Genomic DNA, 22,706 nt, shown 5'->3' with positions numbered 1-22,706 from the left:
TGTCTTGATTACGGGCGCGCGGCGTAGAGCGCGTGGTGGGTCAGGATGTACAAGGTGCGCCCGTCGGCGCCGCCGTACAGCAGCTGGAGCGGCCGATCGGGCACGTCGATGCGGCCCAGCGCACGGCCGTCGCGGGCGTAAGCAAAGACCTGACCGTTCGCGACGAAGACGCGGCCATCGGGGCCCTGTACCACGCTTTCGCCGCCACGGTCGGCGAAGGACTTGAGGTCAGTCAGCGTGCCGCCGGCGCCAACGACGCCGCTGTACGTCTTGTTCTCCGACGAGTTTGTCACGAACACCCGCTCGCCGATCTTGCCGGATACGAAACCGTGCGCCTGGAGCGTGTCCGACCAGCGCCAACCGGTCGGATCCGCCGGACCTTGCTGAAAGGTGCGGAAGGCGGGCAGCACCAGGCTGCCATCTGCCGAGACGTACTCGCGTTGCTTGGGTGCGGCGACGTCACGGGCGAACATCTCGCCCAAAGTGGTGAAGTGATCGCGCGCGGGATCATACTGGTCCCGGAACTCGCCATTGTTCCACCAATTGGCAGGCAGCAACACGCGCGCGTTGGCGCGCGGGGCTGTGGCGGTGGCGCTGACCCGTGACACCTCCAGATCAAGGCGGCGGGGATCGACTTGATAAACGCTGGCTTCGGGCCCGCCGCTCGACAGCACGAGCAGCTTGCCCGAGCCGTCCACAGCGAGGTTGACGGGATCGAGCGACTGGTCGCGGACGATCTCCAGCCCCTTGCCCTCGCTCCAACGGTAGATGCGGTGGAAGCGGCGCTCGACGAAATAGAGCGCTCCGGATGCATCGACCGCGCCGCCCGAGATCGACCAGAAGCCGTCCTCCAGCTTCTTCACCTCGCCCCCGAAACGCGACAGCGCAGGCGCGGCAGGCTTGGCGGGCACGTCCAATCGCGCGAACTCATGCTCGCGCACATCCAGCTTGTGCGTCATGTCGCGCAACGTGTTCTCGAACGGGAACTTGCTGGCGCGCAGGAACGTGCCGCAGCCATTGGCATCGCAGGTCGCAAAGCCGCTTTCAGCATTCACATGGACGTTGCGAAAGCGGATGTCGGACGAGTTGAACAGCTTCACCGCCATAGGCGCGGGGTGGTAGTTCCGCGTCACGCGATAGCCGTGGTAGTTCGCGAACAGCAGGTTCCTGGAATTGCGGATCTCGAGCGAGTTGGCGTCCATGCCCTCGCCCACTTCCTGTTCGGTTTGTGGTGCCAGCAGCTCCCAATTCTCGACGTTGTCGAACACGAATTCGTTGCGGACGTGGTGCTCGACCGACATTTCGTAGACAAAGCCGGGCACGCGCGTGTTGGACACGTAGAAGCCTGCGCTCGCGAACGTGTTGGGGCTCCAGATATCGGCAAAGGTGCCGCCGCCGCCGTCCACCCAGATGCTGGGATATTGCGCGTCCCAGCGGTTGGCCGCGATGAAGTCGCCCGTGTCGCCACGTCGCGCGCCCAGGCCCTGGCTATCGACTGTTGGGGTGCCCCCGCCGCCCATGATCTTGACGTCGTTCAGCAGGCTGTCGGCGCCCGAGCGCCACACGATGTTGGCGGCGCGCGGGTTGATGCGGCCGGTGAACAGGCCAAGACCTTGAACGATGTTTCGCCCGCCGAGCGGCGTTTCAAGGATCGGCACCACGCTGCCGACGCCGGCGTGGCGCGGGTTATCGTCGGGGATAACGAGCTGAGTCATCGCGGGGTGCATGCCGATCAGCACCGTGTCCGGCTTCAGCCGCAGCGTGTCGGAGACCATGTAGAACCCGGTCGGGAAGTAGAGCACCCGATGCGCCTCAATCGCGCGCTGGATGGCCGCGGTGTCATCGGCCTTGCCGTCTCCGCGTACGCCCAATGTCTTGACGTTGGCCCATTCCTCCATGGCCGGCAGCGGGCGGATCACCGGCGCTGTTGCTGCCGGGACCGTACGCAACGGCGCGATCTCGACATCGGTGGCGGTCTTGCCGACCGACTCCAATCCATCGACCTTCACACCATGGCTGAACGAGGCGACGCGGTAGGCGCCGGCACGTCCCGGGATCGTCCGGTCGCTACCGGCAAAGCGCACCAGCGTCGGGACGTTGCTCGCCACGGCATTGTCGAGGCCGATCTGAGTAAAAACGCTTTTCTCTTCGCCGATCACCAGCCCGGCACGCGTTACATTTTCCAGTCGGAGATTCTTAGCCCACAGACTATCGCCATAGCCTTGATCGATCTGCACCCCGACCGGCGTGTTCCGGATCGCGACATTGGCCATTGTCAGCCGCGCTTCATGCTCGCGGATCGCCGCATCGCGCTGACCGTCAAAGGTGGAATCAAGTAGCGTGAACTGCCAGGCGGGCGATGTTTTCTCGCTGACAATGCCGTAGCGGCCGCCACGGAAATGCACGTCTTCCATGACGTTGCCGGCCATGTAGACGCCGGCAAAGGCAGAACCGAGACGGAATTCCATGTGGCTGAGGAAACCGTGCTGCGCGACGCGGAAACGCACGCCCGCGGCGGCCGGATTGCCGTCGCCGATCTCGATGTCGACGTTGCTCATCGATGAATAGAAGGTCGCCGAGTTGGCGTCACGCACCACCTTGTCGCGCGGGACAACGGTGGGCACCGGCACCGGCACGTCGCCCACATTGTACTGGTCGCCGCCGGAAAAGACGACCATCGTGGATACGCCTTGCTGAAAGCCGGGCGTGTTGGGAGCCAAGAACAGCACTGGCCGCGTGGCCCCGGTGCCGAATACCCGCACACCGATCGGCACGATCAAGGTGCGCGTTATGCGGTACCGGCCGGATGGCAAGAAGACCAGTCCGTGGCCGGTCTTGTCGCGTGCATTGTCTAGCGCCTGCTGGATCGCTGCAGTATCGTCGGCGCGACCGTCACCCTTGGCCTTTACAATCACCGCCGCGGGATCTTGCGGGCGCACCGGAAATGTGGACGTCGGCGCCGCCAAGGCGGCAGGAGACACCGATGCTGCCAGCAACGCGGCCAATATGAGGCTCGTGCGCATTCCCTCTCCCATGTACACCCGTCACGGGCGATTACCGCGACTTGCCGCTGATACGCTCCGGCCGTGGGCTGATCACCCGCGACCATGGTCGTAGTTTCGCAGCGCCCCCCCGGTGCGTAGCGATGCGCTGAAATCGAGCCGGGCGAGCCCGGCGAGCCAAGGAGCTTCCGCGAGTGAACCGACCGGCGAACGCGCTAGACGGAGATGCATCCGCGCCCTTGGCGATCATCGTCATGGGGGTGAGCGGAAGCGGCAAGTCGACGCTCGGCGCGCTGCTGGCCGAGGCGCTCGCCTGCCTTTTTCTGGAAGGCGACGACTTCCACGATCCGGCTGCGGTGGAAAAGATGCGGCTGGGCCGGCCGCTGGAGGACGCGGATCGCTGGCCCTGGCTTGATCGGCTAGGCGGCGCGCTGCGCGAGGCTGCTGCGGCGGACGGCTGCGCGGTCGCGGCCTGCTCCGCGCTGCGCCGATGCTACCGCGATCGATTAGTCGCCGCCGCCGGCGTGCCGGTCCGCTTCATACTGCTTGACAACAATCGCGGGGAATTGCTGCGTCGATTGTCAAACCGCCAGGGGCACTACATGCCGCCTAGCCTGCTAGACAGCCAACTTGACACGCTTGAGCCGCCGGGCGCGGACGAACCGGTGCTGACACTGGACTCGCGCCAAACGCCGGCTCGCCTGTGCGCCGCCGCGCTGGACTGGCTGCGGTGACGTGACGTTCGAAGCGGAGCCTGTCCGTCATCTTCTGCATCGCAGATGGGAATGGCTCGGACGTGGCTGTCGCGGCAGAGAATCGCCTTCGGCGCGCCTCACCCGCTAGCAGCCCGCCCCGTTCCACGCCTCGCATGGCACCGTCTCATGCGGCGCTAACGACCCTTATGAGGACATCAGCCGCTTGCGGCCTTCCGAAAGGTGCCAGCGCATTGCGAGTGCCGCGCCATCGGCGTCCTTGGCCCGTATCGCGTCAACCACCATTTCATGCTCGCGCATCATCGCGCCGATCACCTCGGGCGGGCGTGAGCGGGAGATATCCACCCCTGCGCGCATGATCTTGTCGATGTCGGCGACCAGAGCGTCGAACGCGGTGAGGAAGGCCGGGTTGGCAGTTGCCAGAACGATACGGCGGTGGAGTTCCATGTCCTCATCATGAGCCGGCGCGCTGGACAGGAGCACGCTGCGCAGCCCCTCCAGCGCTTCCTCGATCCCGGCCATTTCTGCCGGGGAGCGACGCGCCGCCGCAAGCCGCGCCGCTTCCGCTTCAAGCACCAGGCGCACTTCGTACGTGCCAAGTGTCGCGGGCAGATCCGTCATTGGCATGAACGCGAGCATGCGGTCCGACGGGCGGCTCTTCACGAACGAGCCGGCGCCGCGCCGCGGCTCTGTAATCCCGTCGGAGGCGAGCCGCGCCAGCGCCTCGCGCACGATGGTGCGCGACATACCGAACATTTCGGCAAGCCGTGATTCCGACGGCAGGCGATCGCCCACATGCAGATCGTCGTCATTGATGATCTGCACGATGCCGGTGTACGCCCGGTCGGTCAGCCGTTCCTGGCTCATTCGCGGTCCCTGTTGCCCTGCTTCATGAGAGCACAGTGCTTGCGAGCAGCACCAGGAGCAATCCGATAACCGAAATGGCGGTTTCCAGCGCTGACCAAGTGCGGAACGTTCCGGGCGTGTCTGTGCCAAGATAACTCTTCACCAGCCAGAAACCCGGGTCGTTGACGTGGCTGAAGAATACCGAGCCGGCACCGATTGCCAGGACGACCCATTCCGGCGAGGCCCCGGTTGCGGCGACGACGCCTGGCATCATGCCAGCCGTGGTGATGGTCGCCACCGTCGCTGATCCGGTAGCGAGGCGGATGCAGACTGCGATGCCCCAAGCCAGCAGCAGCGGGGACAGGGCTGCGCCGGTCGACACGCGCACCAGAAGGTCGGACAGGCCGGCCGTTACCAGCACCTGTTTCAGCGCACCGCCCGCGCCAATCGCAAGCAGGATCGCACCAGCCGGCGCCACGGTCTCTGCCCAGATCGCGCTCTGAACCGGCGCACGCAAGGCTGCCCGGCCGAACAGCAGCGGCAAGGCGGCGAGGCAGGCGAGCAGCAAGGCGAGCACGGGATTGCTGGCTGCGGCGAGCCAGGCGACCTGCGGCGCGGCGGCGGGAGGCAGGAGCGCAGGCAGCTGCCCGGCGGCGATCAGCGCCACCGGCAGCAGAACCACCAGCAGCGCACGCCAGACCGGCGGCGCCGGCACCTCCACGCGCGCAGGCGCCAAGGTGGGTGCACCAAGCCGTACGCCTCGTGCAGTGAAACGCGCCAGCAGCGGGCCAGCCAGGATGGCCGTGGGAACAGCCACAATCAGGCCGTAGAGAATGGTAAGGCCAAGGTCAGCCCCCAGGGCCTCCACCGCCAACAGCGGTCCAGGATGCGGGGGCACCAGCGCATGAACGACGGAAAGGCCAGTCACCGCGGACAGCATGAGCCGCAGCTTTGCGCTATCTCCGGCACCCGGCAGCGCAGCAGCAGCGGAGGCGACGATCGGCAGGAGCAGGACCAATCCCGTTTCGAAAAACAACGGCAGGCCGATGACCAGCCCCGTCAACAACGCTGCCCAAGGAGCACCTTTCGCCCCGGACCAACGCAGCGCAGTACGCGCGATGCCTGCCGCCCCGTCGGACAATTGCAGCATGGCACCGAGGGCAAGCCCGAGCGCCACCACAAGTCCGGTGCCGCCAAGAATGTCGCCAGCGCCCTTCTGCACCGCGCCTGCGGTTGCGGCGATCGGCAGGCCGGCCAACAGTCCGACGGCGAAGGCGCCGCATAAAAGACCAACGAACGGGTGCAACCGCGCTTTGACGATAAGCATGATTGAGAGCGCAATGCCGGCCAACGCCGCGACGATGAGTTGCAGATCCGCAGCCGTCACGCCGCGCCGCTCTGCTTCGCGAGTCCAATCGACCGCTGAATCATGATTTCCTCCCCTTGCACCGGCGGGCGGCAGTCACCGCTGCGCTCCGTCCGGACGTACAATCTGTAGGACAGCATTATCGCGCATCAAGCATTTTCTTCTGAAATATGACGAAAACGTCTGCGGAAGACTTGAATCTGTCCAACCACTGCTTCTACACTGTACCAGTGATCCGATCGAGCAGGCCAAACCAGCCGTTCGGACTGACAGTGATTGGAGAGGGGAGCGGCGGGTGGCACAGCAGCAGACTATTGGCTTGCACGGAACGGTGGTGGCCTTTGCTCCACCCGCTGCGGCGCGGCTCACCCCCACCCAGCTCAAGGTGCTTGAAGGTGTATATTCGGGCTTGCTGAATAAGCAGATCGCTTATGATCTCGGCATCGCTGAGGCGACGGTGAAGGCACATATGACTGCGCTGATGCGGAAGCTGAACGTCCGCAACCGAACTCAGGTGGCGCTTGCCGCCCAGGCGATGGGCTTCGGCCAGCGCCTCGCCGGTTGATCGGCTCCCGAGCTTCGCTCAGCAAGTTCGTTGATCACCTCTATTGCCGTGGTGATGCCTCAGGTGATCGCTGCGATGATAGCATCAGACCCGGACGTTTGCGGCTTTTGCCAATGCCAAGCAACTCGTGAGGGTAGATCGTCGCTGGTGCCAGCGAGCGGGCCAATAGCTCAAACGGCCAGTTCCCCGGTGAGATCACGCACAACGCCTACCGGCTTTCGGTATACGCGACTTTCGTGGCCGGGCGGGTTGTTCGGCAGGATCTTTCCTTCACCATGTATGGGAGCGACGCTGCCTTAAGCATCAGGCCTTGGACCGCCTCCACTGCAGCGCGCCCTCCAGCATCGTCCCGCAACGAGCGGGCGGTGATCGAAACGCGATTGGCGGGTGGCATGTCGATGCTTCTTGTGCCGGTAGCGGCCATCCTGGTGGCGGGCATCCGGCTGACCTTTCTCGATACAGGTGCGCTGTTGCGGCGCCAGGGTGCCGGCAGGCACGCCTGCTGCGCCCCGCTACAGCGCGGGGAGGAGATGGGCTGGTTCGAGCACGGATCGACCATTCTCGTCTTTCTGCCGCCGATGCAGCATTGGCCGAACTGATCGAAGGCCGCCCGATCCGCGCGGGCGAACCCCTGGCGCACATCAACGGTGAGCCTGGAGGAAGCAGAACCGTCGGCCTCGGCGGTGAGCCGGATCGGACAGCTCATGCGCTGAGCTAAGAGATCTCCTAAATCCGGCCGCGGGCTTTGTGGTCGGTGAGAGCCATTGGTTAGGGGGGGGAGCGCGCCGAGGTACCCGCCGAAATGTTCTTATATGCAGGCTGGGGTCGGGCATCTACAGGCCTGCCGTTGATTCTGCCTGCCGCCTGAGGGCAGCAAAAAGCCCGCGAAGTCTTGCGACCTGCGGGCTTTGTGTACTGGTTGCGGGGACAGGATTTGACCACTGTAGAACGACTATAAAGCTGCCGTCGCTACGAAGTTCAGCAGCAACCAAGCACTGGATGGACCCTGGTGTGGACCGATGCGAACTTCTGTAGCGACTTTATGCGCCAGGCCGTTCCGCAACGCGGAGCTCGCCGCAAGCCTCGCCGTCTTGATCGAAAGCGGCTGATAGTCTCATTAGAAACTCTGCTGAGCGGCAAAGCCGCGGCGGTTCTTGATAACACTCCACGGCAGCTAGAACCCAGAACGTGACCTCGGCCGCGCCCTCAAGACAATACAGTTCCGGCCGTTCGTTCTTACTCCCTGTCGGCCAGTCAGCCTCGTCTTTCCATGGTCGGTTTACATCATTGGGGTACTCTTAACTGATTGAGCTGGCGTGATGGAGATGAGTGATGGGTCACTTGTCGATGGACCCTGCCTTCCACGAACTGCGGCCCTGCAACGAAGGTAGACTGATCGGTGCGAAGCGGGCGCTGAAACAGCAGCAGGTCTGGGCAATTCGCTTCTGGCTGGACCAGCATAGGCGATTGGGCGATCGAGCGCTGTTCGACTTCGCCATCGATAGCAAGCTGCGCGGCTGTGATGTGGTGAGGGTGCGAATTGGGGATGTGGTCTCCGGTGGCGGATCCTTGACCGCGCCATCGTCGTTCAGCAGAAGACCAAGCGACCGGTTCAGTTCGAGCTGATGGACACGGCCCGGAAAACAATGCGCGCGTGGCTGGAGCGTCGACGCGGCACCGTCAACGACTTCGTCTTTCCGAGCCGCAATGACTACATGGCCCACATGAGCACGCGACAGTAAATCCGCCTCGTGCACGAGTGGGTAGCCGGCATCGGCCTTCCGGCTCAGGAATACGGCACGCACTCGCTCCGGCGCACGAAGGCATTGATTATCTACAAGGCGACCGGTAATCTCCGTGCCGTTCAGATCCTCCTCGGCCATGCCAAGATTGACAGCAGGGTGCGCTACTTGGGTGTCGACGTGGAGGACGCTCTGGAACTGGCCGAACGCACGGAGGTCTGAACCGACCCACAACCGGGCGTTCAAGCGGGTACCCGCCGCTTCCAGAAGCGGTCGTTCGTTCAGCTTGGTCGAGCTAGGCTTCTCATAACCAGCATGCGAACCTCGGATGTGCGGCAAGCATTTTTAACGGCTAGCTCCCGTGCCTCAGCAAATCTCGCTGGGTCACCAACTGACACTACCTGCTCTCGGCGGCGACACGCGGCTGCGTGTCGCCGCCGCCTTGGCTCAGAAGATTGTCTCGATCGGCAGCAGGCTTTCACCGCGCTCAAAGGTTACCTGCGCAAGACTGTCGACGCCGAGCAGCGTCACGTCGCCGCCGAGCGCGAAGACCAGCTTGAGGTCGAGCTGACCGTCGCGATCGAAGTCACGCACTTCGTGGCGCGAAACGGCTGCACCGGTTTCGAGCCGGATGATATCGGTCCCAACCTCATAATCGGTGATCGTGTCGCTGCCGGAAAAGATCCCGAACGCGAAGCGGTCGATCCCTTCGCCGCCCGTCAGGGTGTCACGGCCGAGGCCGCCCGCCAGATAATCGTCGCCCGCGCCGCCCAGCAGCGTGTCGTTGCCGATACCACCGGCCATGCGATCGCTGCCGTTGCCGCCGTCGAGCAGATCGTTGCCGATCCCGCCCCACAGCGTGTCGCGCCCATCGAGGCCGTGGATCGTGTCGTTGCCGATCAGGCCGTAGATCGTGTCCTCGCCCGCGGTGCCCGTCAGCCTGTCGCTGAAGATCGTACCGATCCGCACGCGGCTGTCGTCGATCCCCGTGACCGTTACGGTCACGCTTGCCGTGCTTTCCAGCCCGCCCGCGTCACGTACGGTATAGGTGAAGCGATCGACGGCCTGCTCGCGATTGCGAAGCCCGTCGAACGCATCGGCATCGGCAACGTAGCGCAGGCTCTGCGTCGCGGCATCGAACACAACCGTCCCTTGCGTTTCCGACGTATCGACGCCAACGATGGTCAGCGCGCCTTCGTCGGTGTCGTTGCCGAGCAACGTCGGGACCAGATTGCCGGTCGCAGCGTCCTCGTTGACCGCTACGGTGTCGTCGGCGGCGACCGGTGCCGCGTTCGGGCGGGCGATGTGGAGCAATGCGACCTGCGGGTCATGATCGCTGGTTGAGTCCGTCTGGCCCGCATTGATGTGGACCGCGTCGTAGCGTGCGCCGCCCAGCAGCCCGCCGGTCACCAGAATGTTGTCGAGCAACTGGAAATTGCCCTCGAAGAGATAGCTGTAGCGCTCCTCCTCGGGCAGCAGCGTGGCAAGGTTGGTCAGCACGCCGTTCCGCGTCAGCTGTTGCTGCACTTCCTCAAAGTAAAAGCCGTTGAAGTCGCCGAGCACGGCGAAATTGGCGTCGGGATCGCCGGCCAACGCCTCGTTGACATAGGCGAGCACGCCGGCTGCCTGCGCCTCGCGTGCCGCCTCGCCAGCATTGGCGGGGGGCTGGTTGGCGCCGAACAGCGGGTCGCTGCCGCCGCGTGAGGCGAAGTGGACATTGATCGCGGTCACTGTCTCGCCGTTGAAGCTGAAATCGGCGACCAGCGGCTTGCGCGAGCCGTCATAGGCCGTCCCCTCGATCAGGCGGGCGCTGCCCTCGACATAATCGACGCGGTCGGTGCGATAGAAATACCCGTTGCGGATGTTGCCGCCCGGCTCGCCGCCGGTGGAACCCGGAGTGGCCGGCGCGACCTCGACATAGGCGTAGGAAGGCCCGCCCGCCGCGTCGATGGCGGCGATCAGCGTCTGCGCCGTCACCATGCCTGACAAGTCAGCGCCATTGCCTGCACCATCCGAGTCCTGGATTTCCTGCACGCCGATGATGTCGGGCGCGCGCAGGCTGTAGACGATATTCTGCGCGAGAAGGTTGAAGCTCGTGTCGGACGGATCGAGATTCTCGACGTTGAAGGTTGCGATCGTCAGGTGATCGGCGTCGCCGGCAAAGTCGGCGACCTCCTTCACCGGCGCCGGTGCATCCTCGACCACCGCAACTGCGTCGGTGACGATCACCTCATAGCTGTTGAAGGCATAGTTGACGATGCCCGTTACGTCACCGAGCCGGTCGCCCTGCGAATAGCTCGGGGTAAAGCCGGCAAACACCGCGGCATCGTCGTCGATCTGGATCCGCTCCGGGTTGTAGTCGCCCGCCGAGATCGTCATTCCGCCGCGGTCATTGAGCCCGGTGGCGCCGACGCCGTTGGAGGCGACCACCCAGGTCTCGCCAAACGAATTGGTCGCGTCGACGACGCGTGGCGCGTCGATCGTCACGCGCATCCCTTCCAGTGCCTCGTAGAAGTCGAGGCCGTCGGTCGTCGGATCAAAGCTTGTGAAGCTGTCGTCCTCGATCACCTTGGTCGGGGGCAGGAGACCGCCCTGACCGATGCGCACTGCCTCGGGCAGCGCATTGCCGCTGGAGATGACGCTGGCGGTGACGTTGGAAAGCTGCGTGATCGACAGGCCAGTCGCACCGGGCAGGAACTCACTTACGGCGCCGGTCAGGTCGAGCGCGTCACCGACGCGAACGGTTGGCGCACCGCCGGTGAAGACAAAGATGCCGTCCGAGGTCGCAGCATTCCCGTCGCCTGCGTCCTGGATGTAATAGCCGTTCGAATCGACCGCCGTGACGATGCCCGCGGTCCGCACCGTCTGGCCGACGAAAGCCGAGCTATGGCCGGCGCCCTGGATCGCACCAATCGTCAGTGTGACGAGATCGTCGTTGACGATCGTGCCCACCGCCGCGCCATCGGCGATGGCAATGTTGCCGAGGGGATTGGACAGGACTATCCGCAGGGTCTCGTTGCCCTCGCCCCGCGTGTCCCCGGCGATCGGAACCGTGATCGTCGCATCGGACTGGCCGGCGGCGAAGTTGATCGTGCCGGTCAGCACGGTCCCGGGCGCAAGATCGCTGGCATCGGCGCTGCCGTCGAGGACAACGGTATAGTCGACGCTCGCCGCCGTCGCGGTGCCGCCCGCGCGGCGGACGGTAAAGGCGAGCTCGGCCGTACCGGCATTTCCCTCCGCCACCTGTGCGTCGCGGATCGATACCTGGCCGGTCGCAGCCGCGCCGATGAAGCTCTGCCCATCATTAACTGCGCCGAAGCTGTCGTCACTCGCCGGCGCCCAAACGAAGTCTTCGTAGCCCGCACCGGTGCCCTTGAGCTGAAGCGACGTACCCTCAGGCACGCCCTCTTCGGCGACACCGATGTCGGTCGCGGTCATGCCCGCCGCTGGGCCGTTGGTGGCAAGCAGCGGCCCTTCATACGACAGGAACTGCACCACGCGGCCACCCGCATCGACCAGCGCGATGCCGTCGGGCGAGCCGTTCTGGATCCCCGGTGCCGCGACAGCGACAGTTCCGAAGCCGTTCGCCTGGTCGGCGATCCTGCCGGTCAGCGCGATCGTCGCATAGGTCGTGCCGCCATTGCCGTTGTAGAGCACCAGCGACCAGCCGGTCAGGTCGGTACCTGCCGCGCCGGCGATCTCCACCGCCTCACCGATGTCGGCGCCGGCATCGTCATAATGGATCTCGTTGATGAAGACGTTGGCCGGGTCGGCGGGGGCGGCTGCATCGTCATTGACGATGGTGCCGACTGCCTCGCCATCGGCGATCGTCGCGCCGCCGGTAGGGGCGGTCAGCGCAATGCCTAGCGTTTCGTCATCCTCGAAGCGGGTGTCGCCCGCCACCGCGATCTTGATCACCGCGCTGGTCGCGCCATCCGCGAAGGTCACGGTGCCGGTCAGCGGCGACCTGGCGAGGTCGTCGGCACCGGCCGTGCCCGACGTTACCGTCCAGATCGCCGATACCTCGCCCGCGCTGCCCCCCGCACGCGTCACGGTGAAGACGAGCGTCGCGGTGCCCGCATCGCCCTCGGCCACGCTGGCATCGGCGATCGACAGGGCGCCGGCCGCCGGCGGCGGCGCAAGCGACAGGCTGGTGACGCTGATGTCGTCGATGCCGATAAAGGCATCACTGCCCGCCGCATCGACCGTGATCACACGCACCTGCACCTGCGCCTGATCGTTGGCCGCTGCGGGCAGCGCCACGCTTAGCTGCGTGTCCTGGCCGACGTTGGCGTTGGCGACATAGCCACCCTCGACGTTGAGCCAGTTGCCGATGTCGCCGATGCGGTACTGCACCGCGATCTGCTGCACGGTGCTCGTCGCCCCGTCGATGTCGCGAAGGCGCGTCGAAAAGACGATGTCCTGCCGGCCGGTCGCGTCGAGGAAGAAGGCAAGATAAGGAGCGTCGGCAGTGCCCGACGCAGCTTTGGAACGTGCCTAAGGTTTAAGCCCTAGTGTCATGCGCCGTTCGCGGGGCGTCAGCAATTAACCCTGATGCAAAAGCGGTGACTCAGAATCCGGTCATTGAGCCAAGCTGGCGGCAACAGCGCTGACGGCAGCTTAGACCCACAGTCGGCCGTTCAATACACCTTGACCTCTCCCGAAAGTGACCGCTTATTCATCGCGGTTCGCGACGCAAACCATGGTCGGTCCGTTGCCCGCTGCGACGCTCGTCTGTTAGGTTTGGGGTATGGCGACGCAGCAACGCACAATCGATTTCTTACTTGAACAGGCGGCCGGGGCCGGCGCGGTGGCGGCCAAGCCGATGTTCGGTGAGTACGGCGTCTACATCGACGGCAAGATTATCGGCTCGGTCTGCGACGATCAGCTCTTCGTCAAGCCGACGATACTGGGCCGCGCCTATGCCAAACCCGTGTCGGAGGCGCCGCCGTATCCAGGTGCTAAACCGCAGATGCTCATCGAGGCCGATCGATGGGACGATGCCGAATGGCTCGGCGAGCTGCTGCGCGTGACGGCGGCCGAGCTGCCGACACCTAAGCCGCGGAAACCGAAGCGAGGCACGTAAGCACCCGCGGCGGAAGGGACCCACAAGCAGCCATTCGCGGCGCCCCGGCGCCATCCAGTTTCGGACGTCGGTTCAGGGTTGATTTGACCACTGGGTCCCAGCGTCAACCTCGTTCGTTCGGTGCTCACATGGCGAGCTGAGGCACATGCTAGAGATTGACGCTGTATCGCAGACCTATCCCGATGGAACCCGGGCGCTGGATTGCGTGACGCTGTCGATCAGCCGCGGGCTGTTCGGGCTGTTAGGGCCGAACGGCGCCGGCAAGTCCTCGCTGATGCGGGTCGCTGCGACGCTGCAGTTGCCTTCGTCGGGGCGGGTACGGTTCGACGCCATCGATGCGATCGCGGAGCCCAAGTCGCTGCGACGACGACTGGGCTACCTGCCGCAAGATTTCGGCGTTTACCCTGGCGTGTCGGCGGAAGCGCTGCTTGATCAGATCGCGGTCCTGAAAGGGGTTACGGGTCGGGGCGAGCGACGCGATGTCGGCGAGCAGCTGCTGCGGTTGGTCAATCTGTGGGACGCGCGGGATCGGGCGGTGTCCAGCTTCTCCGGCGGGATGCGCCAGCGGTGGGGCGTGGCACAGGCGTTGATCGGCGACCCGGACCTGCTGATCCTCGACGAACCGACAGCGGGCCTCGACCCGGCGGAGCGCAATCGTTTCCACGAACTGCTATTCGGCCTTGGTGAGAGCGCGACGGTCATCGTGTCGACTCACATCGTCGAGGACGTGGCCGATCTTTGCGCGCAGGTCGCTGTGCTCGCGGGCGGACGGGTGCTGGCCAAGGGCGCGCCCAGCGACCTTGCCACGGCGCTCGCGGGGCGCGTGTGGCGCGGACCGGTGGAGGCGTATGGCGGTGATGCCGCATTGCTGTCGCGGCGGTTGTCGGGCGGGCGGCGGGTCGCGCGCGTGATGGCCGACGAGAGCCCTGGACCGGCCTTCGAGCCCGTTCCCGCGACGCTAGAGGACGCGTATTTCGCGGCGCTTGCGCGCGAGGAAACGAACGCACGATGATGGCGCACCTCGCATGGCTCGAATTGCGCCAACAGGTCGGCGGGCGCGTCTTCGGGATCGTTTTCGCCATATCGGTGCTGATGGTGGTGGGCGGGATGGCCATCGATGAGCTGCGGGTCGGCATGGCCGACGAGGGTGCGCGGATCGGGGCGGCGGCGATCGTGCGGACGCACCTCGTTTGGAGCTTGTTCTTCCTATTCACCGCTGCGGCGTTGGTCGGCGAGGCGGTGCTGCGCGACGAGCTGACCGGATTTGCGAGCCTCGTCCGCGCGACGCCCGTCGCTGCGGGCAGCCATGCTCTTGGCCGTTTCATGGGCGCGTTCGGGGCGGTGCTGCTGTGCTTCGTATCGGTTCCCGTCGCGATGATCGCCGGGGGCGTGGCGCTCGGCTTGGGAAGCGGGCCCCTGGGAAGTCACCTGTTCGCGTTCTTCACGTTGGCGTTTCCCAACCTCCTCCTTGCCTGCGCGCTATTCTATGCACTGGCGGGGGTGACGCGATCGATGACGGGGTGCCTGCTCGGCGCGGCAGGGCTGTTGACGCTGTATGGGATTGCGGGCGAGAGCGGGAGCGCAGGTCTTGGCCTGATCGAGCCGTTCGGCTTTGCCGCCGTAACCGGCGCAACCCTGAGCTGCAGCGTCGCGCAGCGGGATGCGGGCTGGCCTCCGCTTGCCGGTGAGCTGCTGGCCAATCGCGCGCTGTGGCTCGGGGTCGCCGCAGCACTGGTGGGGCTCGGAACATGGCTGCAGACGCGCCGCGGCGCTCGCGATGATCGGCCGCGCCCAAGCGCGAGCAGCCTGAGCGGCGGCGCTGGACGATCAACTGGAGAGCGATCGTCGCCCGCCTCGCCGCGCTCAGAGCCTGGGGGGACCGTCATCGTGACGCAGATCGCGGCGCGGACCGCGTTCGAGGCGCGCCGGATCGTCCCGACCCCGACGTTTGCGGCGCTGCTTATGATGGGTCTGGCAGCTGCGGCGGCTGCGGCGTCGCGGGTGGATGGAACGCCAGCCACGGTCGCCGCGCTAGCCACCTCGTTCCGCCTCGTGCCGGTGGTGGTCGCCTTGTTCTTTGCAGGCGAGCTGTTCTGGGCCGAGCGCGAGCACAAGGTCGAGCCGATCATGACGGCGACCCCGGTTCGTGGAGCGGTGCTGGTTTTCGCCAAGTTCCTCGCACTGGCGCTGGTGCTGCTTTCGCTGGCGGCGGCGATCGCTGGAGCGGGAGCAGCGACCGAGCTCGCCATGGGGCGCTGGCCCGCTCCACGCGCGTACCTGATGTGGTACGTTCTTCCTCAGACATATGACTGGCTGCTGCTGGGCGCGCTTGCGATATTCCTCCAGTCGCTAGCGCCAAACAAGCTGGCAGGTTGGGGATATATGGTCTTCTACCTGATCGGCTCGCTCGCGCTGAACAAGCTCGGCTGGCAAGACCCGCACTACCGCTACGGCGGCTATCCCGGCGCGCCGCTGCCGCCGGCCTTGAGCGGGGCGCATGGCGTAGGCTGGTATCGCCTCGGCTGGGGAACGGCGGCTGCCGCGATGATCGCGCTGGCGTGCGGGCGTGGCCTTCCGCGGGCGCGTCCGGCGCGCTGACGTCCACCTTGGATCAAGCGACGAGCACGATCGCGGACTGGTGCCGATGCCGCAGAGACCACGACCAATGCCCTTGAGCGACCCCGGTCGGGTCGAGGCCTCCTAGCTGAGCGCAGAGCCGCAACGACCCACTTTCGGTCATTCAGCGCGGCTTAGCCAGTAGCTGAAACCAGCCGCTTGTTCATGGGAGTGAACCGACCTTTGCGGCGGGCCCGACCCGCGCCTGGAAGTACCCGGCTGTCACTTATCAAGCGAACCGTTGTCTCGCACAATTCATACTGGACGGATCAACAGCTCAGGCTGCGCGACGTCAGCAGGTTCGACCTCAGACATCGTCACTCCGCAGGCAGATGCAAAGTTCGAGTCGAGTTCCTCGGACGCCAAACGAAAGGTCCAGGCATTCTCGGCCAGTTGAGGTGTCCGGGAAGGTGATCATTGTCGATCGCGTGAACGCGTCGACGGATATGAGCTAGCTGCGCCATCAGAAGCGCCGCTCTTGAAGTCGGAGACGCCATGCTCCAAGCTGCGATGATGATGACAACACCCGACTGGGTCTCAATCTGCCGATCGCCCGTCATTTGGCGGTGCGGAGCAGAGGCGGGGTGATACCCGATCCGCTCGACTCGTTTCGCCGCGCCGCCGCTGGTGTGCTGGCCCGCATGGAACGTGCGTTCGTGGAGCGGGCGCTCGCCCTGCCCGGAGTGGTCCTCGGTAAGGCGGCCAACTCTGTGCGGGACGCCGTGGCCAGCGAAGCGCAGCAGGCGCTTGCCGCCGCGGAGATGCTGGCCCGACTCCCGCACCATCTCGCCGACATGCTTGCCGACAGCTGGCGCGGACGCGGGGCTCGACCGCTGACGCCGCGTGAGCGGCTGACGACAGCGGACGTGTTCGGCTACCGAGCGCGACCCGATCTGCTTCGCATCGTCAACGGCCCGGGTCTGTCCTCCATCCCTCGAGCGGCGTTCAGCAACCGCAACCCGGCAATCACCATCGGAAACACGATCTACCTCAATCCTGCGTCGAAGTGGCCTGCGCGGGACCTGACCACCTCGCGCGATGGCTCGGGCACCGAGCTGCTCATGCACGAGGTCATGCATACCATCCAGTATCGCGAACTGGGCTATTCGCGCTTCCTTGCGCGTTACGGTGCTGACATGGCCGCAGCGAAGGGCGATGCGAATGAGATGTACCGCTACCAGAAGCGCGGCCGCCCCTTCGACCGCGAGATGCTAGAGGGACAGGCGCAGATGGTCGGCAACTACCAGCGTCTTAAGGATAGCACAGATCCCAAGGATCAGACGAGGCGCGCCGATCTGCGGCGTCGGCTGAAGGGTACGGGCCTGCATGGTCTTTGACCGTTCCCTGATTGCCTTGGCGGTCCTGCTCGTCGCGTGCGTCCAGGGGCCCGAGCGCGTCGATGTATCCGGCACGCCTGGGGATCTTCGCTTCGTCGCCGTCGCGGCGGACGGTGCCGATCAGGTATGCGCGGACGCGCTGAGCGTCACGGCCGTCGTGCCGGAGGACGCAGATCCCCTGTGGCAAGTCTCGTCCTTGGGCACCGGCAAGTGCTTCCACTCACTCCGTTACGGCGAGTTGACCGCCGACATCACCCAGAAGGCGCCCGCCACCCCGCTCCGTTCGGACATGACATACCGCGTGCGCATCTCGGGCCCGGGCTTCAGCGCCGTTCGAGACTTCCGCCTCACACCCCAAGGTGTGACGGTGCAGGACTGAACGTAGGAGGCGGGTTCAATCGTCCGAGTGGGTTCCGCATGCGTGGGTCGCGCCGACATCGACGTTGGTAGCGGGCTGGAGGACAACGCCGCATTCGCTGCGAGCGGCAGCTATAAACTTCATCGAGCGCAGTTCTTCGCCTGCAAGTTGCGCACATCCTGCCGAGCAGCCTCGCAACCTCGAAAGACCCAAAGCCGGACGTTCAAGGCGGTCTGGGCGCCTCCCGATTGCCGACATTCGTTCACCTCAAATCGTGCGCATCGCCGCTCCCAGGTCGTAGACTGGAACCGATCCCGTTCGAGCGCTGCCTGTTTCGGGACTGCTCAGACGATCCGCACCCGATGCTCCCCGGCCGGCTGCTGCTCGAAGACGATCTGGCGGTCGAGGAACAGGGCGATGATATCGGCCGCGGTCCGGCTGTGCTGGCTCGGCTTGACGGTCGTGAAGCATCCCCCGCCGGCAAGCGCCATCGGCAGCAATAGCTGGTCGGCGAGGTAAGGGCCCGCGAAGGCGTTCGATTGCTCGTACCCGCGCATGCGATGCGCAGCGGTGTGCGCCAGCCGCTCGGCCGAGACGCCGAGCTTGCCGAAGCCGCTGACGATCTCGGTCACATGCTCATACTCGGCCTCGAGCATCAGAATCGTTCCCGGCCCCTGATCCTCGGGCAGTTCCCGGACGGCGAACGCATCCGCCGGCCAGTCGGACAGCGACGTACGCACCGCGCCGATGGCGCGATCGGCGATGTCGACGGGAAGCGCGGCGACGAGCGCCGCCCCCCGCCGCGCGACGAGCGCGCCGCGCGCGGTGGCGTCGATCTGCCGAAGCGACGCGGGCTCGATCTCCACTTCGATCCGGCCGCCGCCGCGCGGGAAGAAACCGTGCCGCAGCAGACGCGCCGTGACCCTCGGCCCCATCCGGTTGACGATCGGCAGGAACGATCGCTTGATAAAATCGAACGGCGGCGCGAGCAGGTTGTGCGTGCCGCCCTCCAGCAACAGGCGAGAGGAACCGTCCGCGAGGCAAAGCGGCATGAGCACCGTCTGCAGCACGAGGCCGGTACTGCCGGCCGTGCCGACGGAGAAGTGATATTCACCGGGCACGACCGCTCCCGGCGTGAAGGCGATCGCCGACGAACCGACGCTCAGCCCCTCGCACGACGCGCCGCCGATGCGGCACGCCGCCTCAATCGCGGTGACGTGCTGGCGCAGCAGGCCGGTCTTCTCGCGCCCGCCCCGGACATTGACGATGCGAAAGGGCCGGCCGGTGACGAGCGACAGCGCGCACGCATTGCGCACGACCTGTCCCCCGCCCTCACCCTCGGCTCCGTCGATGACGATCATGGTTCGATCACCCCTTCACGCACACGACCTGCTTCAGCGTATGGACGATCTCGACCAGATCGGCCTGGTGAGGAGATCGGCAACGCGCGGTCCGCCACCGGTGCGCCGCCCACCACCGGCTTCACCATGACCGCCGCGGATCGCGTCCGGATGGAAAGCGAGCGGCAGGCGCTGCTTGAACGGCTTGATCTTACCAGGATCGCCATTCCCGTGCTGGCAGTAAACGGCGACTATGATCGCCCCTTCGCCAAGACGCACCGGATGTGGCGCGAATTGCCCAATTTCACCAATCTGGTGCTGCCGGGCTACGGTCATCTGTCCGCCGTGATGCAGGATTTCGTGTCGCCGATCTACATCAAAACGTTGGGCGATTTCGTCCGGGCCAACAATCCGCCGCCCGCCGTTTAGCGCGCGACCGGCTTGATGCGATCACCAAGCGTGCTCCGTCGCAAGTCGCGGAGCACGCCCAACACGGATTCCGTTTCGATGGTCGGGTCGATCTGAACCTCGATCGCCATACCGCGCAGGGCATAGACGATCGCGCGAGATACCACCTGGTCACGCTCGTCCAGCAACAGCCCAGCGTCCGAGGCCCAGGCCTGCAGGCGGCGCGCCTGCTTCGGGCGCATCCGCTCCAGCACCTCCGGGTAGCGTTCCCTGACCAGCTCGTCGCTGCGTGCGCCGACCATAATCTCAGCCTGCGCCACGCCAGGGGGCTGCTTGGCCAAATCCCAGCGCGCATCAATAAGGGACAAGAAGCGCTGCAGCGGATCGGGAATTTCCATCAGCCGCTGCTGGAAAAATTCGTGGTTTAGATCGACGATGCGCTCCATCGTTCCCAGGATCAGATCGGCCTTGGTAGGAAAATGATGCAGCATCGCACCCCGGCTCAATCCTGCGATCTTCTGCACCATCAAGGTTGTGGTGGCACCGTAACCGTGTTGGGCGAGACTGGCGATCGTCGCGTCAAGGATGCGGGCTCGCATGGTCTCGGAACGCTCCGCCTGCGTGCGGGAAGACTTCGCTGCCATCACCTTCAAATATGGGAGGACGCCTTCGATGTCGATGCTGCGACTTACGAGCACCAACCGACAATGCAGCAGCCCGCTACCTGCCCCCCCCAAATGCGTCAAAGCGGGTGGGCAGGTTTCGCCCAGTCATAGGAGACACCGAACTGGCATCGGCAGCAGATGAACGGCCGATCGCTTTCTGGGAGCAGCGAAGGCGAGCTGAACGTCCACAACTGGGTCTAATTACCGCACCCGTTGCCATGTTGGCGTTAGAGATAGCCTCGTTGCCAAAAGGTGGTTAGTTCGTGGTTGGAGTGGAAGCCCAGAATCTCGGCAAATCCTTGGTTGACGAGTTCAGTCGGCTGTCCTGCCAAGGTGCGACGAACGAGCATGCGACTGCCGCCATGGCCACGTTCGAAGCGTGACATGGTGGAAGCACTCACGCCAGCTGCCCGGGCAACCTCCCACAAGCTAAGCTCACGTGCCTTGCGACGATCTCGCAGGAAGGTGGTCGAAGGGTAAAGAAGAGTCGCATCGGTTTCGTGCCAGTCGAGACTAAGCTCCGCCTTGTCGAGGCCCAGCGCGTCACAAAGCCGCGCGGCTGTTGCTCCCGAGGGCATGCGTCCTCGCTCAATCCGATAGATGCTCTCGCGCGCGACGCCGACGATCTGGGCGAGACGCGCCTGTGTCCATCCCCGCTCGCGGCGGGCGGCGGCAAGTTGTTGGCCGACGATCATGCCAAAATCATTCATGGAAGAAAAATGAGACGTTCTTTCAAGTTCTGCAAGCGGGTTGCGCTTGGCTATAGCTGTGAAGAGCACCGACGCATTGGCTGCCAGCACCTTTTCGGTGCCGATGCAGGGAGGCGAGCAACTGCTTGCTGGACGCGCAGTGCTGGTACGCCTGCTCGCCCGTCAGGCTGCGGCCGAGCACTTCGCAGCGTCCCGCGCGAGCGCGGAGCATCCGTGATATGATGTTTGGACAGACGCGCAACTTGAAGGCGGCGATCTACGCGCGCCACAGCAGTGACAAGCAGAATTCACGCTCGAGCGCCGACCAGGTTGTCTCGTGCGAGGCAGTCGTTGACCGGTTAGGCGGTACGGTCGTCGGCACCTATGCCGACCCTGAGATCTCAGGCTATCGTCGAGATCGTCCCGGACTGATGAGGCTGCTCGCCGACGTGCGCGCGGGCAAGATCGATATGAATGTGTCCGAAGCGCTCGACCGCATCGCGCGCGATGGCGAAGACATCAACTGGCTCGGTAAAAAATTGCGCTTCGACCACGTCAAACTCGTCACTGCGATCGAGGGCGAGATCGACGAGATCAAACTCGCGGTCGCGGGGCTACTCGGGTCGATGTTCCTGTCCAACCTGCGACACAAAACATTCCGTGGCATGCAGGCCGCCGTGCTCGCCGGCAGACTCGCCGGCGGGCGGGCTTACGGATATCGCAAGGTTGACGACCATACCGGTACGCGAGGGGTCATGGAGATTGACCCGGAACAGGCTGCCACAGTGCGATGGATCATGGAGCAGTTCGCCGGTGGTCGTTCGTCGGTGTCGCTCGCAACTGAGCTTAACCAGCGCGGCGTGCCAGTCCCGCGAGGGGGTCAATGGAACGCATCGACGATCCGAGGCGACCCGAGAAAGCAGGTCGGCATCCTCCACAACCCGCTTTATCGCGGTACCATCCTGTGGGGGCGGCGGGAGTGGCGCAAGGATCCGGACTCCGACCGGCGTGAGCGCCGCTACCGCCTGCGTGACCGCGCCGAGTGGATCGAAGTCGCAGTTCCCGACCTCGCCATCATCACGCCACCGCTGGCTGCTGCAGTCGACCGCAAGCTCGCAGCACGCAGTACACTTACGACACGCAACCAGGGCAACGGCAAGCGCGCTCAGCACCTTCTATCTGGTCTCATCAAATGCGGTGGATGCGGATCGAATTACACGATTTCGGGAAAGATTATTATCGCTGCCCGGGTGCGAAGGAACGCGGGACCTGTGGCGATCGCGCTTCGGTGCGTGCTGGACGTCTGGAGGGAAAGGTACTTGCGGCGCTTCAATCGCACCTGCTGACGGCCGACATGGCACAGGTGTTCGCGGACGAGTTCCAGCGCGAACTGAGCTGCCTCGAGCGGGAGAGCAGCGAACGTGACCGCCGAACCGCCGAGCGCATCCTCAAGATCGACAAGGAGCTGGCAGCCTTGTCGCAGAACCTGCTGGCAGGCGTGGTGGGCCCCACTATCGTGGCACTCATCAGCGCGCGTGAGGCAGAACGAGCAGAGCTGATGATCCAAGTTAGGCAACCACTGTCGTCCAGGAAAGCCGATGTGCTCCCTCACCCGATCTTGGTACGGCGCTTCGAGGAGAAGGTGGCGCGCTTGCGTGACGCGCTGAATGACGGAGCGCTACGAACGGAAGCAGTCACGGCCATCAGAAGCTTGCTGGAGCGTGTGACAATCTACCCAGACGCGCCAGGTGGCGCGGAGGCGGAGGTGGTTGCGAAAGTCGAAGATCTGGTGGGGTATGCCTCGAACGGCAACGCCGCCCGTGAGGGCGGCGTGTCGAGTTCTGTAGTACTGGTTGCGGGGACAGGATTTGAACCTGTGACCTTCAGGTTATGAGCCTGACGAGCTACCGGGCTGCTCCACCCCGCGACACTGTGTTGTCCGTTTGAGACACGAACGCCTCCGCGGTGAGGCG

The 22,706-nt window shown here is 64.9% G+C and carries 17 protein-coding genes, 1 tRNA gene and 1 pseudogene; 11 read left to right on the top strand and 8 right to left on the bottom strand.

Translation table 11 applies throughout. From position 1 onward, the window contains the following. Positions 1 to 8: 8 nt before the first annotated feature. Complete coding sequence (locus SPMU_RS07350) at positions 9 to 3,023, bottom strand: glycosyl hydrolase family 28-related protein (RefSeq protein ID WP_088333252.1); 3,015 nt, start codon at positions 3,021 to 3,023, stop codon at positions 9 to 11. Between the two features lie 233 nt (positions 3,024 to 3,256). On the opposite strand from SPMU_RS07350, the gene SPMU_RS07345 reads away from it, so the two are divergent. Then, the gene (locus tag SPMU_RS07345; protein ID WP_088333643.1) at positions 3,257 to 3,736 is read left to right on the top strand and encodes a gluconokinase; all 480 of its coding nucleotides are present in this window, start codon (positions 3,257 to 3,259) and stop codon (positions 3,734 to 3,736) included. A gap of 165 nt (positions 3,737 to 3,901) precedes the next feature. On the opposite strand, the gene SPMU_RS07340 is transcribed toward SPMU_RS07345, so the two are convergent. Then, the gene (locus SPMU_RS07340) at positions 3,902 to 4,582 is read right to left on the bottom strand and encodes a FadR/GntR family transcriptional regulator (RefSeq protein ID WP_088333251.1); all 681 of its coding nucleotides are present in this window, start codon (positions 4,580 to 4,582) and stop codon (positions 3,902 to 3,904) included. A gap of 22 nt (positions 4,583 to 4,604) precedes the next feature. Beyond that, entirely contained in the window at positions 4,605 to 5,948 is a 1,344-nt protein-coding gene (locus SPMU_RS07335; protein ID WP_088333250.1) for a GntT/GntP/DsdX family permease, read from the bottom strand. A 292-nt stretch (positions 5,949 to 6,240) separates the two neighbouring features. On the opposite strand from SPMU_RS07335, the gene SPMU_RS07330 reads away from it, so the two are divergent. From SPMU_RS07330 to SPMU_RS07320, 3 genes and pseudogenes are all read left to right on the top strand, one after another. Further along, positions 6,241 to 6,492, top strand: a complete 252-nt coding sequence (locus tag SPMU_RS07330; protein WP_088333642.1) for a response regulator transcription factor — start codon at positions 6,241 to 6,243, stop codon at positions 6,490 to 6,492. Positions 6,493 to 6,767: 275 nt separating this feature from the next. Then, positions 6,768 to 7,091 carry a phosphatidylserine decarboxylase gene (locus SPMU_RS17465; RefSeq protein ID WP_342746443.1) on the top strand — a complete coding sequence of 108 codons (324 nt, stop codon included), beginning with the start codon at positions 6,768 to 6,770 and terminating at the stop codon, positions 7,089 to 7,091. A 733-nt stretch (positions 7,092 to 7,824) separates the two neighbouring features. Next, positions 7,825 to 8,456, top strand: a pseudogene (locus tag SPMU_RS07320) (tyrosine-type recombinase/integrase). A gap of 225 nt (positions 8,457 to 8,681) precedes the next feature. Here the strand turns inward: SPMU_RS07320 and SPMU_RS07315 are convergent. Beyond that, a complete protein-coding gene (locus SPMU_RS07315) occupies positions 8,682 to 12,605 on the bottom strand; it encodes an Ig-like domain-containing protein (RefSeq protein WP_088333249.1) in 3,924 nt (1,307 codons plus the stop codon). A 379-nt stretch (positions 12,606 to 12,984) separates the two neighbouring features. Here SPMU_RS07315 and SPMU_RS07310 point away from each other — a divergent pair, with 379 nt between their 5' ends. The 5 genes from SPMU_RS07310 to SPMU_RS07290 all read left to right on the top strand — a co-directional run bounded on the left by SPMU_RS07310 (position 12,985) and on the right by SPMU_RS07290 (position 17,652). After that, a complete protein-coding gene (locus SPMU_RS07310; protein WP_088333248.1) occupies positions 12,985 to 13,320 on the top strand; it encodes a TfoX/Sxy family protein in 336 nt (111 codons plus the stop codon). Between the two features lie 145 nt (positions 13,321 to 13,465). Further along, a complete protein-coding gene (locus tag SPMU_RS07305; protein WP_088333247.1) occupies positions 13,466 to 14,332 on the top strand; it encodes an ABC transporter ATP-binding protein in 867 nt (288 codons plus the stop codon). Continuing rightward, the gene (locus SPMU_RS07300; RefSeq protein ID WP_140418424.1) at positions 14,329 to 15,918 is read left to right on the top strand and encodes an ABC transporter permease; all 1,590 of its coding nucleotides are present in this window, start codon (positions 14,329 to 14,331) and stop codon (positions 15,916 to 15,918) included. Before SPMU_RS07305 ends, SPMU_RS07300 begins: the two co-directional genes overlap by 4 nt. Positions 15,919 to 16,520: 602 nt before the next feature. Continuing rightward, positions 16,521 to 17,273 (top strand): eCIS core domain-containing protein, encoded by a 753-nt coding sequence (locus SPMU_RS07295; RefSeq protein ID WP_088333245.1) that lies wholly within the window; start codon positions 16,521 to 16,523, stop codon positions 17,271 to 17,273. Beyond that, complete coding sequence (locus tag SPMU_RS07290) at positions 17,263 to 17,652, top strand: hypothetical protein (RefSeq protein ID WP_088333244.1); 390 nt, start codon at positions 17,263 to 17,265, stop codon at positions 17,650 to 17,652. The genes SPMU_RS07295 and SPMU_RS07290 overlap by 11 nt, the downstream gene beginning before the upstream one ends. A gap of 323 nt (positions 17,653 to 17,975) precedes the next feature. Here SPMU_RS07290 and rtcA read toward each other — a convergent pair whose 3' ends face one another. Beyond that, positions 17,976 to 18,992, bottom strand: coding sequence for an RNA 3'-terminal phosphate cyclase (rtcA, locus tag SPMU_RS07285; protein WP_088333243.1), 1,017 nt, complete (start codon positions 18,990 to 18,992; stop codon positions 17,976 to 17,978). Positions 18,993 to 19,118: 126 nt separating this feature from the next. Between rtcA and SPMU_RS07280 the strand changes: the two genes are divergently transcribed. Then, the gene (locus SPMU_RS07280; RefSeq protein WP_088333242.1) at positions 19,119 to 19,400 is read left to right on the top strand and encodes an alpha/beta fold hydrolase; all 282 of its coding nucleotides are present in this window, start codon (positions 19,119 to 19,121) and stop codon (positions 19,398 to 19,400) included. Here SPMU_RS07280 and SPMU_RS07275 read toward each other — a convergent pair. Both SPMU_RS07275 and SPMU_RS16865 read right to left on the bottom strand, forming a co-directional pair. After that, positions 19,397 to 20,077, bottom strand: a complete 681-nt coding sequence (locus SPMU_RS07275) for a TetR/AcrR family transcriptional regulator (RefSeq protein WP_245832998.1) — start codon at positions 20,075 to 20,077, stop codon at positions 19,397 to 19,399. The two genes, SPMU_RS07280 and SPMU_RS07275, sit on opposite strands and share 4 nt — an antisense overlap. Positions 20,078 to 20,271: 194 nt before the next feature. Beyond that, complete coding sequence (locus SPMU_RS16865; protein WP_169715655.1) at positions 20,272 to 20,844, bottom strand: helix-turn-helix domain-containing protein; 573 nt, start codon at positions 20,842 to 20,844, stop codon at positions 20,272 to 20,274. Positions 20,845 to 20,996: 152 nt separating this feature from the next. Here SPMU_RS16865 and SPMU_RS07265 point away from each other — a divergent pair, with 152 nt between their 5' ends. After that, on the top strand, positions 20,997 to 22,079 hold the full coding sequence (locus tag SPMU_RS07265) for a recombinase family protein (protein WP_169715654.1): 1,083 nt from the start codon (positions 20,997 to 20,999) through the stop codon (positions 22,077 to 22,079). A 504-nt stretch (positions 22,080 to 22,583) separates the two neighbouring features. On the opposite strand, the gene SPMU_RS07260 is transcribed toward SPMU_RS07265, so the two are convergent. Beyond that, positions 22,584 to 22,660 (bottom strand) — tRNA-Met (locus SPMU_RS07260). Positions 22,661 to 22,706 lie beyond the last annotated feature (46 nt).

It is taken from the genome of Sphingomonas mucosissima (assembly GCF_002197665.1).
Taxonomy (GTDB): Bacteria; Pseudomonadota; Alphaproteobacteria; order Sphingomonadales; family Sphingomonadaceae; genus Sphingomonas; species Sphingomonas mucosissima.
Note: the sequence above shows the minus strand (reverse complement) of the source record. Positions and strands in the feature narration are given on the sequence as shown.